Annotated in this window: 14 protein-coding genes and 7 tRNA genes; all 21 read right to left on the bottom strand. The window is 43.5% G+C overall.

Going from position 1 to position 16,061, the window contains the following annotated elements; all coding sequences use genetic code 11:
- Positions 1-78: 78 nt before the first annotated feature.
- On the bottom strand, positions 79-1,503 hold the full coding sequence (locus GPK60_RS07020) for an aminotransferase class I/II-fold pyridoxal phosphate-dependent enzyme (RefSeq protein WP_215659141.1): 1,425 nt from the start codon (positions 1,501-1,503) through the stop codon (positions 79-81).
- Positions 1,504-1,978: 475 nt separating this feature from the next.
- The gene (locus tag GPK60_RS07015; RefSeq protein ID WP_022119666.1) at positions 1,979-2,539 is read right to left on the bottom strand and encodes a Fe-S-containing hydro-lyase; all 561 of its coding nucleotides are present in this window, start codon (positions 2,537-2,539) and stop codon (positions 1,979-1,981) included.
- On the bottom strand, positions 2,540-3,382 hold the full coding sequence (locus tag GPK60_RS07010) for a fumarate hydratase (protein WP_022119665.1): 843 nt from the start codon (positions 3,380-3,382) through the stop codon (positions 2,540-2,542).
- Positions 3,383-3,518: 136 nt separating this feature from the next.
- Positions 3,519-5,156 (bottom strand): FAD-dependent oxidoreductase, encoded by a 1,638-nt coding sequence (locus tag GPK60_RS07005; RefSeq protein ID WP_173866935.1) that lies wholly within the window; start codon positions 5,154-5,156, stop codon positions 3,519-3,521.
- Positions 5,157-5,169: 13 nt separating this feature from the next.
- The gene (locus GPK60_RS07000) at positions 5,170-5,835 is read right to left on the bottom strand and encodes a 4Fe-4S dicluster domain-containing protein (protein WP_331464916.1); all 666 of its coding nucleotides are present in this window, start codon (positions 5,833-5,835) and stop codon (positions 5,170-5,172) included.
- 54 nt (positions 5,836-5,889) lie between these two features.
- Positions 5,890-6,744 carry an FAD/NAD(P)-binding protein gene (locus GPK60_RS06995; RefSeq protein ID WP_022118349.1) on the bottom strand — a complete coding sequence of 285 codons (855 nt, stop codon included), beginning with the start codon at positions 6,742-6,744 and terminating at the stop codon, positions 5,890-5,892.
- Complete coding sequence (locus GPK60_RS06990) at positions 6,744-7,781, bottom strand: 4Fe-4S dicluster domain-containing protein (RefSeq protein WP_147633022.1); 1,038 nt, start codon at positions 7,779-7,781, stop codon at positions 6,744-6,746. Before GPK60_RS06990 ends, GPK60_RS06995 begins: the two co-directional genes overlap by 1 nt.
- A 3-nt stretch (positions 7,782-7,784) precedes the next feature.
- On the bottom strand, positions 7,785-8,762 hold the full coding sequence (locus tag GPK60_RS06985) for a 4Fe-4S dicluster domain-containing protein (protein WP_022118351.1): 978 nt from the start codon (positions 8,760-8,762) through the stop codon (positions 7,785-7,787).
- Positions 8,747-9,190, bottom strand: coding sequence for a hydrogenase iron-sulfur subunit (locus GPK60_RS06980; protein ID WP_022118352.1), 444 nt, complete (start codon positions 9,188-9,190; stop codon positions 8,747-8,749). Before GPK60_RS06980 ends, GPK60_RS06985 begins: the two co-directional genes overlap by 16 nt.
- Complete coding sequence (locus GPK60_RS06975) at positions 9,181-11,169, bottom strand: CoB--CoM heterodisulfide reductase iron-sulfur subunit A family protein (RefSeq protein ID WP_215659140.1); 1,989 nt, start codon at positions 11,167-11,169, stop codon at positions 9,181-9,183. The genes GPK60_RS06980 and GPK60_RS06975 overlap by 10 nt, the downstream gene beginning before the upstream one ends.
- A 26-nt stretch (positions 11,170-11,195) precedes the next feature.
- Positions 11,196-11,585 (bottom strand): 4Fe-4S dicluster domain-containing protein, encoded by a 390-nt coding sequence (locus GPK60_RS06970; protein WP_215659139.1) that lies wholly within the window; start codon positions 11,583-11,585, stop codon positions 11,196-11,198.
- Positions 11,585-12,382: a CoB--CoM heterodisulfide reductase iron-sulfur subunit B family protein gene (locus GPK60_RS06965; protein WP_022118355.1), complete on the bottom strand. Its 798-nt coding sequence runs from the start codon at positions 12,380-12,382 to the stop codon at positions 11,585-11,587. The genes GPK60_RS06970 and GPK60_RS06965 overlap by 1 nt, the downstream gene beginning before the upstream one ends.
- 244 nt (positions 12,383-12,626) lie before the next feature.
- The gene (locus GPK60_RS06960; protein ID WP_022118356.1) at positions 12,627-13,574 is read right to left on the bottom strand and encodes an L-lactate dehydrogenase; all 948 of its coding nucleotides are present in this window, start codon (positions 13,572-13,574) and stop codon (positions 12,627-12,629) included.
- A 384-nt stretch (positions 13,575-13,958) separates the two neighbouring features.
- The gene (locus tag GPK60_RS06955) at positions 13,959-15,191 is read right to left on the bottom strand and encodes a DUF362 domain-containing protein (RefSeq protein WP_252191320.1); all 1,233 of its coding nucleotides are present in this window, start codon (positions 15,189-15,191) and stop codon (positions 13,959-13,961) included.
- A 138-nt stretch (positions 15,192-15,329) separates the two neighbouring features.
- Positions 15,330-15,402: transfer RNA gene (locus tag GPK60_RS06950), tRNA-Lys, on the bottom strand.
- 21 nt (positions 15,403-15,423) lie between these two features.
- A tRNA-Phe gene (locus GPK60_RS06945) sits at positions 15,424-15,496 on the bottom strand.
- Between the two features lie 4 nt (positions 15,497-15,500).
- A tRNA-Met gene (locus GPK60_RS06940) sits at positions 15,501-15,574 on the bottom strand.
- A gap of 12 nt (positions 15,575-15,586) precedes the next feature.
- Positions 15,587-15,668 (bottom strand) — tRNA-Tyr (locus GPK60_RS06935).
- A 47-nt stretch (positions 15,669-15,715) separates the two neighbouring features.
- A tRNA-Thr gene (locus tag GPK60_RS06930) sits at positions 15,716-15,788 on the bottom strand.
- 23 nt (positions 15,789-15,811) lie between these two features.
- Positions 15,812-15,884 (bottom strand) — tRNA-Val (locus GPK60_RS06925).
- 5 nt (positions 15,885-15,889) lie between these two features.
- Positions 15,890-15,963: transfer RNA gene (locus GPK60_RS06920), tRNA-Asp, on the bottom strand.
- Positions 15,964-16,061 lie beyond the last annotated feature (98 nt).

The following is a 16,061-nucleotide window of genomic DNA, read 5'->3' as shown; positions in this document are numbered from 1 at the left end:
TCATTTGTAAACAGTATTTTAAAACACCTGACATTTCCATTCCTTACACCTGCCAGGAAACCAACGGTCAATTTTTATTTACTTCACCACTTCAATTTTCTCTCCTCCATAATCCCTCAACCCCTGGAACTGAAAGCCTTTCTTCTTATACCCTTCCAGTTTTTTCAGAAGTGTGCCATCTATCTTCTCTCCCGGCACGATCATCGGGATTCCAGGTGGATAAAGATACAGAAATTCCCCGGAAATCCGTCCCTCACTTTCCTGCAAAGCCACGCTTTCTTTCTGGGATTCAAATGCTTTATTCATCGTGCAAATGATAGTATTTCTTGTAACTCCATCTTCAATCCAGTTACCTTCTTTTTTGCTTTCTGTAGTCTGGAAACGATTGATCTGTTCATCAATACCTTTTACGGCATAAAACAGTCTGTGAAAGCCCTGATCCGTGTCACACAGCGAGGTCAGTGCCAGTACATAATTTCCCGCTGCCATTTCCATTTCGATATTGTAAGTACGGAGCAGCATTTTCTGAAGTTCATTTCCGGCGATTCCGCATTTTTTTACAGAAAAAATCAGCTTCGAACGATCGAAATCATAAATACTGTTTTTTCCGACAATGCTCTCATCCACCAAATGAATGGAACGAAATTCTTTTGCCCTTTTATAAATGCGATCCAGCCTCTCAGCAAATTTATCAAAAGCATCTGTTCCCTGCTCTTCCACATAACGAATACATTCATCTATTCCAGCCATCAGAATATAGGACGGGCTGCTGGTCTGGTACATCTGCAGAAACATCCGGACTTTCTGACGGTCAACGAGTTTTCCGTTGATATGGATCAGTGCTGTCTGTGTATAAGAAGGCAGCGTTTTATGAAGACTGTGGATCACGATATCTGCCCCAAGATGCACGGAATTTTCCGGGAAATATTTGGAAAATCCGAAATGTGCTCCATGAGCTTCATCCACGATCAACGGTTTTCCATGTGCATGTGCAATTTCTGCAATTCTCTTCACATCCGAAACAATGCCATCATAAGTTGGCGAAGTAATCACGACCGCCTCGATTTCCGGATGCTCCTCAAGAGAACGCTCCACATCTGCTGGATTGATACCGCCATTTAACATAAATTCTTCCTGAATTTCCGGGTAAACATAATATACATCCAGATTTCTGATCAGTGCTGCATGGTAAACTGCTTTGTGGCAGTTACGTGCAATCAGAACGGTCTTTTTCGCACATGCAGAAACAGCACTTAAGATGCCCGCCGTGCTGCCGTTGATCAGAAAATGGGATTCTTCCGAACCATAAAGTTTTTCCGCTTTTTTCTGTGCCTCCAAGAGAACACCTTCGGCATGATGCAGATTGTCAAACCCTTCTATCTCTGTGATGTCAATTTTATATGGATTAAAATCAACCGTTTTCTGTCTTTTATGCCCCGGCATATGAAACGGATAGATACCGGAATTTCCATAGTTTGCCAGTTTGTCAAATAACTCTCCCATCTCGTCTGCCCTCCTTTTCTTTCGTCTTTTTGTTTCAGTTCTTGTATCTCTGTCTGTAATAACTTCATACAGCTCAAACCTTATCGCAACTGTAAAGCTGCCGAATAGTTATCTCTATCTTAATACATTTTTCCACAAAATCAAGCAATTCTTTTTAATGTATATTGTGCTGAAAAACAAAAACCAGAGGCACAGTGACAACAGCAAGTCTCCGTCATAGTACCTCTGGCATTATATAATCTTATATTTTTTTAAAACCTTCCGCTTCAGCGACCCCTGGCAGGCCAGGAGCTTTGGGTAATGTGCAACTAACGATATTGTAAAAATAGCTTGCAAACAATACAGCCATAATGAATTCGAAAACAAATCGTACTGACGGTAGCAGGAGATTGTTTTCGAATCATTATGGCGTCCTATTTCATACACCTATTCTCACAGCGTTCATTTGCACATTCACAAACCTCCGCTGTAACTTTTATTTATCCTGTGTATCCAGATAAGCTTTACGTCCTTCATCGTACAGGTTATTTCCTTCGCAGTCGATGATAACAAATAAAGGCATATCTTCTACATACAGTTTTCTCAGTGCTTCTGCACCCAGATCTTCGTATGCGATCAGCTCTGCTTTCTTGATACATTTTGCCAGAAGTGCACCTGCTCCTCCGATTGCACCAAAGTAAACACCGTGGTATTTCTTCATAGCTTCTACAACTTCCGGAAGTCTTGCACCTTTACCGATCATACCTCTTGCTCCAACAGACATCATAGTCGGAGCATAAGCATCCATACGTCCGCTGGTTGTCGGACCTGCAGACCCGATAACCTGACCTGGTTTTGCCGGTGTAGGACCTACATAGTAGATCGTAGCATCTGTCGGATCAAATGGAATCTTTTCTCCTCTTGCCAGTGCTTCACACATACGTTTATGTCCTGCATCTCGTGATGTATAAATGGTTCCTGTCAGGTAAACTGTATCACCTGCATGGAGTGTTTTTGCCAGTTCTTCTGTAAGAGGCAGTGTAATATGTTTTTCCATTTAAATCACCTCCGTTTTATGGCGTGTTACATGGCAGTTAATATTGATCGCACATGGCATACCTGCGATATGTGTAGCCATGGTTTCAATGTTCAGACCAATTGCTGTTGTCTTTCCGCCAAATCCCTGCGGTCCAATACCCAGTTTGTTTACTTTTTCCAGCATTTCTTTTTCAAGGTCTGCATAGAACGGATCTGGATTTTCAGAATCGATCGGACGCATCAGTGCTTTTTTAGCCAGCAGTGCTGCTTTATCAAAAGTTCCTCCGATACCAACACCTACAACCATAGGAGGGCATGGATTCGGACCTGCTGTTTCTACCGTCTCAAGGATAAAATCTTTGATTCCCTGAAGTCCGGCAGATGGTTTGAACATGCGAATTGCACTCATGTTTTCACTTCCGAAACCTTTTGGTCCTACTGTGATCTTGATCTGCTCGCCCGGAACGATTTCTGTGTAGATCATAGCCGGTGTATTATCACCTGTATTTCCTCTGCGGACAGGATCTTTTACAACGGATTTTCTTAGATAACCTTTGTCATATCCGCGGCGTACACCTTCGTTGATCGCATCTGCAAGATCTCCGCCTGTGATATGTACATCCTGACCAATCTCCAGGAATACACATGCCATACCGGTATCCTGACAGATCGGTACGCACTGTGTATCAGCGATTTCATAATTCTCAATGATCTTGTCCAGTACTCCCTGGGCAATTTCCCAGTCTTCGCACGCTCTGCAGTTTTTGATCGCACATTTCACATCTTCCGGAAGATGCTCATTTGCTTCGATACAGAGCTTTTCGACTACATCTGTAATCTGGCTTGCCTGAATTTCACGCATGTTATTTCTCCTCTCATTATCTACAGGAGCTGCTCATGACAGCTCCCGTAAATGAAAATATAATGATGCCAGGATCAAAAGCCTGAAACCACGATGTGCTTGCACAAGAGTGGTTTTATAGCATCTTTTTACTTAATTATGCACTTACCACTTCACCTGTGATTTTTCTTTCATGTCTTGCATAATGAGGAAGCAGCATCGGAGATACTTCGTTTGTTTCTACTCCTGCTTCTTTCAGTTCTTCATCGTATGCTTTTACATGATCCAGGTTCATCTCACCAAGTTCTACGTCTTTGTATTTTGCAGCTGCTTTTTTACCTGCATTTCTGCCGAATACGATGACATCGAGCAGAGAGTTACCCATCAGTCGGTTGGTTCCGTGGATTCCGCCTGCTGCCTCTCCTGCAACCAGAAGGTTCGGGATTTCTTTTGTAAATCCGTCTCCTGTGATCTCCAATCCACCGTTCTGATAATGAAGAGTCGGGTAGATCACGATCGGTACTTTTCTCATATCAATGCCATAGTTCATGTACATACGGAACATAGCCGGGATTCTCTTTTCGATGGTTCCCTCACCGCCGAGGATCTCGATCATCGGAGTATCCAGCCATACACCTTTTGCTCCGCCCGGAACTTCTACGCCACGGCCTTCGCTGCACTCACGGATAACACCGGAAGCGTTGACATCACGAGTTTCCAGCGGATGGATGTAAGCTTCTCCGTTTGCATTAACCAGCTGTGCACCTACGGAACGAACTTTTTCTGTTACCAGAGCACCCAGGATCTGTGACGGATAAATAGCTCCTGTCGGATGATACTGAATAGAATCCTGATATAACAGGGAAGCACCTGCACGGTATCCCAGGATCAGACCATCGGCTGTTGCACCGTAATGGTTGGATGTCGGGAATCCCTGATAATGCATTCTTCCTGCACCACCTGTTGCGATAACAACAGTTTTTGCTCTTGCAACAGAGTAATCTCCTGTCTCCATGTTCAGAAGAACAGCACCTGCAACCTGTCCTTTGTCATCTTTGATCAGTTCTACAGCAGAAGTAAATTCTACAACCGGAATTCCGCGGTTGATCACTTCGTCACGCAGCGTACGCATGATCTCTGCTCCGGAATAGTCCTTTGCAGCATGCATTCTCTTTCTGGAAGTTCCGCCGCCGTGTGTAGTTACCATTCTTCCGTCTGCATCTTTATCGAATTCAACACCCAGCTCGTTCAGCCATTTAATTGCATCCGGAGCTTCCATTACCAGTCTCTTTACAAGTTCTGGTTTTGCAGCAAAATGTCCGCCGCCAAAGCAGTCCAGATAATGCTGTACCGGTGAGTCATTTTCTTTATCTGCTGCCTGAATACCACCCTCAGCCATCATGGTGTTTGCATCACCGATACGCAGTTTGGTAACGATCATTACGTTGGCACCTGCTTTGTTTGCTTCGATAGCACAGGAAGAACCTGCACCGCCTCCGCCGATAACCAGTACATCTACGTCATAATCTACTTTTGTAATATCCACTTTATCTTTTATCAGACGGCTTGTAGAATGAAGCATTTCTGCCAGCTGCAGAGGAGCTTTCTGGCCTTTGTTTGCTCCTACCTTGATTTCAGCAAACGCATCTGGGTTATAATCTGGATGGAATTTTTTCAAAAGAGCGTCTTTTTCGTCTGCTGTCAGACGTCTCGGCTCTGTAGCCATACGCTCCGCTCTTGTAGCCTCTACCTTTTTGATAGACTCCATCATATTTTCCGGATATGGTGCATACATATTTTACGCCCTCCTATTTCTCAATTTCTCTGTTGTTGTAAAGTTCCTGCATCTCTGTGATCGGTTTCTGCATGATCTGTTCGATCAGTTCATCATAAGCACCTTTGTGGATCTCTTCCACTCTCTCGGTAAGATGTTTTGCTTCCGGTGCAATATATTTTCCTGTCAGACGTCTTGCCAGAAGACCTACCATCGGATGAGAAATACCAGCCGGGCATCTTACAGAACAACATCCGCAGCTTACACAGTCGAAGGATTCTTCTGCACATTTTTCAAATTCGCCTCTCTGAGCGTATGCAATATACTGCATAACATTCAGATTCTGTGTACATGCTTTTGTACATGCATTACATCCGATACAGCTGTAGATTTCCGGATACAGTTCCATCATGATCTGCTCGGTCGGTCTGATCTCTTCGATGTCGTAAGTTCTCTTGTCTGTCGGGAAGAATGGAATGCTTGCTACATACATACCTTCCTGAACCTGTGTCTGACAGGCAAGACATGTTTTCAGTTCGTTCTGTCCTTTGATTCTATAAATAGTTGCACATGCTCCACAGAATCCATGACGGCAGCCACATCCTCTTTTCAGGGTGTAGCCTGCATATTCCATAGCTGTCATGATTGTTAAATCTGCCGGAACACTGTATTTTTTACCGAAAAAATATACATTTACCATTTCCTGCATTTTGTCGTACCATTCCTTTCTGTACTTTGTCTAGTGATCCTTTTCTTAGTACTCGTTCGGCAACTCGTCTACTTCATCGCAACGGAATACCGGACCGTCTTTGCAGACATATTTGGAACCGATGTTGCAGCGTCCGCATTTACCGATACCACATTTCATACGAAGTTCCAGTGTTGTATAGCACTGAGAACGGTTGAAGCCCAGCTCTTCCAGTCCTGCAAGTACAAACTTGATCATGATTGGCGGTCCGCAGACCAGAGCGGTCTTGTCTGTTGAAAAACCGATTTCTTTCAGGTAAGTCGGAACAAATCCCACATGACCGTCCCAGCCTTCCTGCGGACGGTCGATCGTCAGATGTACATTGACACCCGGAGTCTTTGCCCATACTTCCTGGATCTCTTTCAGTTTTACGAGGTCATCTGCGGAACGTGATCCGTACAGGATGTCAACCGTTCCGTAGTCATCACGATTATCCAGTACATAGTTGATAACGGAACGCAGTGGTGCAAGTCCGATACCACCGGCGATAAACAGCAGATTTTTGCCTTTCAGCTCTGTATCTACCGGAAAATTATTTCCGTAAGGTCCACGGACAGTAATCTCATCGCCAACTTCCAGGCTGTGCAGACAGTCTGTCAGTACACCACATTTTTTAATACTGAATTCCTGATATTCTTTATTTGTAGGGGATGAAGTAATGGAGAACATTGCCTCTCCGACACCCGGTACACATACCATTGCACACTGTCCCGGCATATGTTCGAACAGTTTTCCGCCGCCCGGAGCAGTTACACAGAATGTTTTTACATCCGGTGTTTCCTGCGTGATCTTTGTGATCACACCAACCTTCGGAATCAGTGTATCCAGTGTATAATTTTTATGACAGGTACATTCGCTCATTACTGTTCACCTCCCATGCTTTTGATAACTTTAACGATATTTAAAGAGGACGGGCATTTCTCCACACAACGTCCACATCCAACGCAGGAATACATGCCATCATTGTTTGCCGGGAAATAAACCAGCTTGTGCATGAATCTCTGACGGAAACGCTGCATCTGGCTTGTACGGTTATTTCCGTGAGCCATCATTGTGAAATCAGAGTACATGCAGGAATCCCAGCAACGGTATCTCTGAACACCGTGTCCTGTATCATAATCCTTGATATCGTAGCACTGGCAGGTCGGGCATACAAAAGTACAGGTTCCACATGCAAGACATGGTTTGTACAGCTCTTCCCATTTCGGAGAATTGAATTTCTCTTCCAGTTTGTCTCCGCCCCATCCTTCCAGGGAAAGATTGCTATACGGAAGTTTTTCTACGATCGCACGGATGTTGTTCTTTTCTTCTTCCAGCTTGTCGCTGTCGGCATCTGCATTTTCAAGCAGGCTTTCCACTGCTTTTGTCAGTGCCTCACCTTTTTCTGTGATTGCTTTCCAGATCAGGTCATCGCCCAGCATCCATACAGCAACGTCTGCCGCTGATTTTTCCGGATCTGCACAGTCTACGCCAAATACCTTACAGAAACAGCTTTCTTCCGGTTCATGACATGCCATGGCAACGATGATTCCGTGATCTCTTCTTGCAGCATAAAATGTATCGATCGGATCAGCTAAAAATACTTTATCCAGTACTTCTACACCTTTGATGTCGCAGGCTTTCATGCCAAATACAACAAACTCCTGATCCTGTAATGCCTGAGGCTCGATCTTGATGTCTTTGCCTTCTCTCTCACAGCTATACAGATTTTCGCTCTGTGGAAAGAATACATCTTTTGGAGATTTTACGGTCTTTAAAGTTTCAACGTCAACTTCTGCGTCTTCGCTCCAAGGTCCGAAATTTACCTGTCCTGCTCTTCTGATTGGCAGATACAGTTCTTTTGTTTCTGCGATTGCACGGAATAATGCCGGCAAATTACTTTTCGCTATCTTGTACATACATTATCCCCTTTCTCCAACAATGCTTGGCTCTACATCGTCAAATGTAAAGTTTGTCAGTGGTGCTTTCGAATCTGTATCCTCTCCTGCCTGATATTCTCCGTAGAATTTATCAATATCTTTGATAAATTTACGGTTGAACAGATGCAGCGGAATACCCTGCGGACATACACGGCTGCACTCGCCACAGTCCGTACAACGTCCTGCTACGTGGAATGCACGGATAATGTGGAACATCTTCTCTTCGAAATCATCCACATTTGCCTTCTGTGCACTGTCGAATTTTGTGCTGTCAAATACACATTTACGGCAGCTGCATGCCGGACATACGTTACGGCAGGCATTACAGCGGATACATTTTGATAATTCGTTCTGGAAGAATGCAAATCTCTCTTCCGGAGACATTGCTTCAATCTTCTCTACTTCTGCAAAACGATCTGCATCTTTGGTATCTTTGGATTCGCCGATCAGCTCATCGTATACCTGATGCTCTTTTCCTTTGCAGACATGGCAGCGTCCCAGCATTGCAGATGCATAAGTGCAGGTCTTTTCGCCATAAATTGTCTGGATCGTCAGAGTTTCTGCATCATCTGTCATCTCGGCACCTGTAATGCTTTCGATACCTTTGATGCCCTGCTCTCTGATCTTTTCGATGGACAGTTTACCTTTACATCCAACACCGATGATAAAAGCTTTTTCTCTGTCTACACGATGTTCTTTGATCAGCTGGTTAAAGCTGTATGTATCACATGGTTTTAAGAATACCAGTGTTTTTCCTTCCAGCTTGGAAGCTTCGATCATATATTTGCTCAGGTTTGCACCGCAAAATCCATTGTATACAAAATTCTTCAGCTGGTCTTCGTTTTCAAAATAAGATGGTTCCGGATTATAAGGCAGATCGCCGGCTTTCCAGCCAAGCACGCGTGCCACGGTACCGTCTGCTAACAGTTCTTTCGCACGTTTGATCAATTCTTCCTGCATCTCAAATCCTCCAATCTTACGTTTTTACCAAGAGAATGAATCTTCTCTGCAAACTCGTTCATAGTCTGAGAGAATTTCACACCTTCAGCCGCAGACACCCACTCTACTCGTGTACGTCCATTTTCCACACCGATAAAGTCCAGCATGGAGAACAGCAGTGTCATACGTCTTCTTGCATAATAATTACCTGTACTGTAATGGCAGTCTCCCGGATGGCATCCACACATGATAACGCCGTCCGCACCTTTTTCAAATGCTCTTAAGATAAACATCGGGTTTACTCTGCAGGAGCAAGGTACGCGGATGATCTTTACATCGGCCGGATAAACCAGACGGCTGCTGCCGGCAAGGTCAGCACCTGCATAACTACACCAGTTACAGCAGAATGCTACAATTTTCGGTCTGAATTCAGTATTTTCTATCGACATATTGCATCTACCTCCGCTAAGATCTGTCTGTTAGAGAAGCCCTGCAGATCCATAGAACCGGATGGGCAGGCAACGGTACAAGCACCACAGCCCTGACACAGAGCACTGTTTACCTGGGCAATACGGCGTACTTCACGGATACCGTGGTCGTTTACTTCTTTGTCAATATAGCTGATTGCACCGTAAGGGCAAACATTTGCACATGTAGAACATCCATTACACAGCAGTTCATCTGGTTTTGCAGTACATGGATTGGTCATCAGTTTGTCTTTTGCAAGCAGACCAACTGCTTTTACTGCTGCGGCACCAGCCTGAGATACTGTCTCCGGAATATCTTTTGGTCCCTGACATACACCGGACAGGAAGATACCTGCTGTCGGAGATTCTACCGGACGCAGTTTTGCGTGTGCTTCTGTCAGGAAGTTGTTTGTATCGATACTTGCTGTCAGCATGGTAGCGATCTTTCTTACATCCGGGTTCGGCTCGATTGCTGCTGCCAGAACAACCATGTCAGCTTCCATCAGGATCTGTTTGTTGTCCAGAAGGTCAGAAGCCTGTACAAGCAGCTGTCCGTTTTCCTGCGGAACAACCTTTCCTACCTGGCCTTTGATGTAGTGAACGCCATATTCTTCTACCGCACGGCGATAGAACTCGTCAAAGTTCTTACCTGGTGTACGAACATCAATATAGAATACGGTAACATCTACATCCGGATATTTATCACGGATCAGCATTGCATGTTTTGCAGTATACATACAGCAGATTTTAGAGCAGTAGCTCTTTCCTCTTTCATCAGAACATCTTGATCCGACACACTGTACAAATACCATTTTCTTTGGTGCTTTATGGTCTGACATACGCTCCAGATGTCCCTTTGTCGGACCTGCTGCATTCATGATACGCTCCAGTTCCAGAGATGTAATAACATCCGGGCTCTGATTGTATGCATATTCATCATATTTATCCAGTTTGATCATATCAAAACCGGTTGCTACAACAATTGCACCATATTTCTGTGTGATGATCTCGTCTTTCTGATCGTAATCAATCGCACCTGCCTGACATACCTTTGAGCAGACACCACATTTTCCGGTCTTGAATTTGATACAATGTTCTCTGTCAATAACCGGTACATTCGGGATTGCCTGTGCAAACGGTGTGTAGATCGCACTTCTGTTGCTCAGGCCACGGTTAAATTCACTTGGAGTCTTTTTGGAAGGACATTTTTCCTGGCAGACACCACAGCCTGTACATTTATCCATGTCTACGCTTCTTGCTTTTTTACGGATATCAACCGTAAAATCACCTACGAATCCGCTTACTTTTTCTACTTCACTATATGTATACAGCGTGATCTTTTCATGTGCGGAAGCTTCCACCATTTTCGGTGTCAGGATACATGCAGAACAGTCCAGCGTCGGGAATGTCTTATCGATCTGGGACATTCTTCCTCCGATACTCGGCTCTTTCTCAACGATATCTACTTCATATCCGGCATCTGCGATATCAATCGCTGTCTGAATACCTGCGATACCGCCGCCGATAACCAGTGCACGTTTTGTTACACGGCTCTCACCCGGCTGAAGCGGTGCATTTAAGTTTACTTTTGCAACGGCTGCTCTCATAAGGATAACCGCTTTTTTTGTAGCTTCTTCCATATCCTTATGGATCCAGGAACAATGCTCACGGATGTTTGCAATTTCTACCATGTATGGGTTCAGTCCGGCTCTTTCAGCAGCCTTTCTGAATGTTGTTTCGTGCATACGTGGTGAACAGGAACATACTACCATTCCTGTCAGACCTTTTTCTTTAATTGCAGCATCTATTTTTGCCTGTCCTGCTTCAGAACACATATACTGATAATCTTCTGCATGGACAACTCCAGGCTCCAGTTTTGCCATTTCCACTACTTTTTTCACATCTACAGTAGCTGCAATGTTACTTCCGCAATGACAGACAAATACTCCTATTCTCTGCAATGAGTTCACCTCCAACTTTCTCTCATTTATCTCTTATATCTTCTGAACGCACTTACCAGAAGCTGCTGTGGCAGTTCCGGATCCAGAAGTTCTGGTATTTCTTCTGCTTTCAGATAATCTGCACCTCTCTGACGCACAACCATCTGTCTTGCTGCATCAATCAGTTTTCCAGGTTTTACATCTCTTGGACATCTTTCTACACATGCGAAGCAGGAAAGACATTTCCACAGAGTTTCGGACTGCATCAATGCATCAATATTTTCTTCTGCTACATAGGATACAAACTGATGTGGCTTGATATCCATTTCATTAAAAGCAGGGCAGGTTGCGGAACATTTGCCGCATTTCATACATTTCTGAGGATTTGCACCGCTGATCTTTTTGATCTTTTCTGCATTATCTCTTGCTGTTTTCATTATTCCTGCACCTCCTCTTTCAGACCCAGTGCCTCTGCAAGCAGTTCTGTAAAGTAATGAACCGGAAGCTTGTTTGCACTTGTGCTGGTGTTCAGATTATACAGGCACAGCGGACAGGCTGTGATCAGTTCTTCTGCTCCCATTCCGGCTGCAGAATCCATGATGCGGTCAACCATTTTTCCGCTCATTTCTTTTTCTTTCAGGGAAATATATCCTCCGCAGCACTCGTTGCGGTAACCGTAAATAACAGGTTCTGCTCCGATTGCACGGATAAAATCTTCAATAATGGTTGGATTTTCCGGGTCATCAAATGCCAGTACTGAGCTTGGACGAAGAAGCAGACAGCCATAGTAGGCACCTATTTTTCTTCCTGTCAGCGGTTTTACCACTTTTTTCTTTAATTCATCAAATCCCACTCTGTCACGCAGTACTTCTAAATAATGAAGTACATTTGTCTCACCTTCATAAGGCTGCTCAAGCTGCATATAATTATTTGCTCTTGTGCGGATGTCCTCCACATTTTTCATATCATCATTTACACGTTTGATTACGTGATGACATGCTGAACAAAGCGTAACAAGATCCTGACCTTTTTCTTTTGCATCATTTAATGCACGAACAGAAGAAAGTTTGCTGGCAATCTCATCTGTTCCCAGCGGATATACACCGCCGCAGCACTGCCAGTTTTCAATCTCTTCCAGCTCAAATCCAAGGGCTTTTGCAGATTCTCTGCCGTAACGATCCAGATCTTTCGCTTTTGTTTTCAGAGTACATCCAGGAAAATAACTGTAAACCATTTTTACCTCCTGATGCCGCATATTTGCGATATTTTATTTATAGTAACTTTATACATAACAGAGAATTTTGAAAATTCTGATTTTCATGGATATAATGTTCTGTATCGCATACTGCATACCTTAAAATTCCCTGTTATTTTTCAAACATTCTTTATACCATTATTTGTAACGGTTCAGTCTTTTGACAACCGCAGTACAAAATCTATCAAGTTTCTTTCTCTATGGTGTTTTGTCTGCTGAAATCTTACAGTTCGATCTGTGCAATAACAGATTTCAGTGCATCTGCACTCTTCTTCAGTTTTTCAACTTCTTCGTCTGTCAGAGGTACCGGAACTTTGCCTTTCAGACCGTTCGGACCGATCATGCTCAGTGTACTTAAGCATACATCATCAATGCCGTATTCACCGTGCATCATAGAAGATACCGTTGCGGTAGAATCATAAGCAGACAGCAGAAGTCCGCACAGACGACATACAGAAGCAGATACTGCATAGAATGTAGCACCTTTGTTTGCAATGATCTTTCCACCGGATTTCTGTACATATTCAAGCATTGCATCTTTATCCAGAGTCGGGATTTCTTTGCCGATATTGTTCATCAGTGTAGTGTACTCATCAATGTTTGCACAGGAAATATGTGCACGTGACCACGGAATGAAAGAAGTATCACCATGCTCACCAAATACATAAGCGTGGATATTCTTCTGTGCAATATCAAAATGCTCTGCCAGTCCACAGCGAAGTCTTGCTGTATCCAGGATCGTACCGGAACCAACAACCTGATTCTCCGGCAGTCCGGAAATTTTTGTGAATACATAAGTCATAATATCAACCGGATTGCTTACGATTACGTAGAGAGCATTTGGTGCCTCTTTAACAATTTTCGGTGTGATATCTTTGAGAATATTTACATTTGTCTGTGCCAGCTCAATACGTGTCTGACCTGGTTTTCTTGCAATACCGGAGGTGATGATAACGATATTGGAATCTTTCGCATCCTCATATTCACCTGCTTTGATATTGATCGGGTCGCGGAAGCAGGTTCCCTGGATAATATCCATAACTTCTCCTGCTACTTTTTCTTTATTGATATCAATCAGAACGATCTCAGATGCGATATCCTGATTAGATAACGTATAAGCAATTGTAGACCCAACACTTCCTGCTCCAATGATAGTAATTTTGCTGCTCATAAATTACTCCTTTCCTGAATAAGTTTACTGATATTGTCTATTTTTTAACAAACTCTCGTTTAAAACAGGGAGGCCGCAAACTTAAATTAGCAAATTAAGTTGTATACCTCCCATTAAGTTCCAAAATCCGACAATATACTTCCACGCACATCACATGGATGTTATCTGCGACTGCAAGACCGAAGCTGCAATTTTATCCGCTTAAATCATAGCTCCCTCCATGCAACGTCTTAAAATATCATACCATGTCAGCAACACTTTCACAAGTAAAAAATGAAAAGTTTTTATCAAAATTTGATATAAGCATAAATTCAATGGACGCATCTTATATCCCCATATCTAAAGCAAAGGTTTTTTCGATGAATTGGATAATTTTTCTAATTTCTAATATTGTATCAGATATTTCTTCAAATATTCATAAATTTCTATCTCCGTTGGCGGACATCCCTTTACAAAATGCTCAAACCTGCAAGTACAGTTTCCGACCCCCAGTTTCCCGCTTTTACCGCGGTATCCCTGCCCAACAGCAATTTTACAGTCCAGTTTCTCAAACAAACCTTCCTGTTTCAGCATATCCAGTGCCGGGATCAGATAGCCATAACAGGCACTGCAGGACTCCACTTCCTCGACAGCATCCTGCAGTTCAACAATCTTTCGCTCCCTTGGAATATCCACATTCTCCCAGCCCTTCCATACTGTTTTGTGGATATCTTTCACTTCTTTTGCTTTTCTGTTGATATCTTTTCCGCTTGCCGTTTCTTCTGATCCTTGTTCTTCTTCTTTTGTTCCCTTTTCGAATCTGATCTGTATCAGATTCGCATGTTCCAGATCAGCAGAACCCACACCAAGCTCCTCCGCCATAACCAGATATGGAACGTCTTCTCTCCTATAATAAAGCATCTGACATACAAACGTATCACATAAAACCGGATCTTTTGCTGTCAGAATCCGGTTCATAACAACCGGATTTCCTCCATCTTCAAAATCCAGATCACCACAGATATTATCCACTACAATAAAATCCTGATGAATACCCACATTCAGATGTGCGATCGGTTTATGCAGACCCAGCTTATGAAAGTGCCTCTTCTCCTTATTTGGAATCAGACCTTTCATATTTTTCAATGCACAGGTGATCTTTGTCTGGCAATGTCCTTTCAGAACTGGAACATTGATCAGAAAATCCAGCTTTCTCACACTGCTGCAGATTTGAAGTTTCATTCCGGCACAATCCACTTCACTGCTTTCATCGAGCTGCATATCCCAAAATGGTACGTTATATTTTTCAACCAGCCTGTCATATCCACAAACTTCCATGGATTCCGAAGTTTTATCCCCAACCCAGGAGCTCTCCAGCATCACGATATGTTGACAACTTCTTTCCTGTAAATATTCAATAATCCCCGCAACAATCTCCGGATGTGTTGTTGCACCATAAGAAGCCTCCGTCGGCGATACTAGGTTCGGCTTTATTCCGATCAGCATCTGATCTGCATTTTTTTGCTTCTGATCTGCCTTTTTTTTAATTTCTGCCCACAGATCTGACTGTGCAAGGATCTCCTTTGTCATCTCTTTATATTCCGTTCCGGAAATCATATATAAATCATTTTTCTTCAAATTTCCATCCTCCTTTTTCAATATCCGTAAAGCGGACATTCACAATCCGCTTCGCTACTTGCTCATGAACGCAATCGTATATCCGTTTTAAGCAACAAAAAAGCACTACTCACTATGAGTAATGCTTTTCTCGAATCATGAGGCATCGGGGATTCGAACCCCGGACAACTTGATTAAAAGTCAAGTGCTCTACCGACTGAGCTAATACCCCATTCTGTCTTTTCAGACAAAATGCCTGGTTCCGGAATCGAACCAGAGACACGAGGATTTTCAGTCCTCTGCTCTACCAACTGAGCTAACCAGGCAAAATTGCGGGGGCAGGATTTGAACCTACGACCTTCGGGTTATGAGCCCGACGAGCTTCCAGACTGCTCCACCCCGCGTTATGAAATTAATGGATGGAGGTGGATTCGAACCACCGAAGCAATTTGCAGCAGATTTACAGTCTGTCCCCTTTGGCCACTCGGGAATCCATCCATATGTTAAAAATATTAAATTATTGTATCTTTTAGGCTAAGATACAAAGCCGATGATCGGACTCGAACCGATAACCTGCTGATTACAAATCAGCTGCTCTGCCAATTGAGCCACATCGGCAAGCCTTAAAAAAATATGGCTAATGGGACCTACAGGGCTCGAACCTGTGACCCTCTGCTTGTAAGGCAGATGCTCTCCCAGCTGAGCTAAGATCCCATAAACGACCCAGATCGGACTCGAACCGACGACCTTCGCCGTGACAGGGCGACGCTCTAACCAACTGAGCCACTGGGCCTTTTCTAAAGGTTATATACCTTCAAAACCGCATACAGACCATAAATCCTACATCTTTTTCTTCTATCCTGAACCTCACACTCTCGTGCTTGGTTAAGC

The organism is Ruminococcus sp. MCC718 (assembly GCF_018783905.1).
In the GTDB taxonomy this organism is placed as follows: domain Bacteria; phylum Bacillota; class Clostridia; order Lachnospirales; family Lachnospiraceae; genus Hominisplanchenecus; species Hominisplanchenecus faecis.
The sequence above is the reverse complement of the archived record's forward strand: the minus strand, read 5'-3'. Positions and strand labels throughout refer to the sequence as shown.

What these genes read in the sequence shown, in the direction of transcription:
- GPK60_RS07015 (WP_022119666.1), bottom strand. Translation starts at nt 2,539, where the DNA reads ATGGAAAAACATATTACACTGCCTCTTACAGAAGAACTGGCAAAAACA.
- GPK60_RS07000 (WP_331464916.1), bottom strand. Translation starts at nt 5,835, where the DNA reads ATGGTAAATGTATATTTTTTCGGTAAAAAATACAGTGTTCCGGCAGAT.
- GPK60_RS06970 (WP_215659139.1), bottom strand. Translation starts at nt 11,585, where the DNA reads ATGAAAACAGCAAGAGATAATGCAGAAAAGATCAAAAAGATCAGCGGT.
- GPK60_RS06995 (WP_022118349.1), bottom strand. Translation starts at nt 6,744, where the DNA reads ATGAGCGAATGTACCTGTCATAAAAATTATACACTGGATACACTGATT.
- GPK60_RS06965 (WP_022118355.1), bottom strand. Translation starts at nt 12,382, where the DNA reads ATGGTTTACAGTTATTTTCCTGGATGTACTCTGAAAACAAAAGCGAAA.
- GPK60_RS06980 (WP_022118352.1), bottom strand. Translation starts at nt 9,190, where the DNA reads ATGTCGATAGAAAATACTGAATTCAGACCGAAAATTGTAGCATTCTGC.
- GPK60_RS06990 (WP_147633022.1), bottom strand. Translation starts at nt 7,781, where the DNA reads ATGTACAAGATAGCGAAAAGTAATTTGCCGGCATTATTCCGTGCAATC.
- GPK60_RS07010 (WP_022119665.1), bottom strand. Translation starts at nt 3,382, where the DNA reads ATGCGTGAAATTCAGGCAAGCCAGATTACAGATGTAGTCGAAAAGCTC.
- GPK60_RS06960 (WP_022118356.1), bottom strand. Translation starts at nt 13,574, where the DNA reads ATGAGCAGCAAAATTACTATCATTGGAGCAGGAAGTGTTGGGTCTACA.
- GPK60_RS07005 (WP_173866935.1), bottom strand. Translation starts at nt 5,156, where the DNA reads ATGTATGCACCATATCCGGAAAATATGATGGAGTCTATCAAAAAGGTA.
- GPK60_RS07020 (WP_215659141.1), bottom strand. Translation starts at nt 1,503, where the DNA reads ATGGGAGAGTTATTTGACAAACTGGCAAACTATGGAAATTCCGGTATC.
- GPK60_RS06985 (WP_022118351.1), bottom strand. Translation starts at nt 8,762, where the DNA reads ATGCAGGAAGAATTGATCAAACGTGCGAAAGAACTGTTAGCAGACGGT.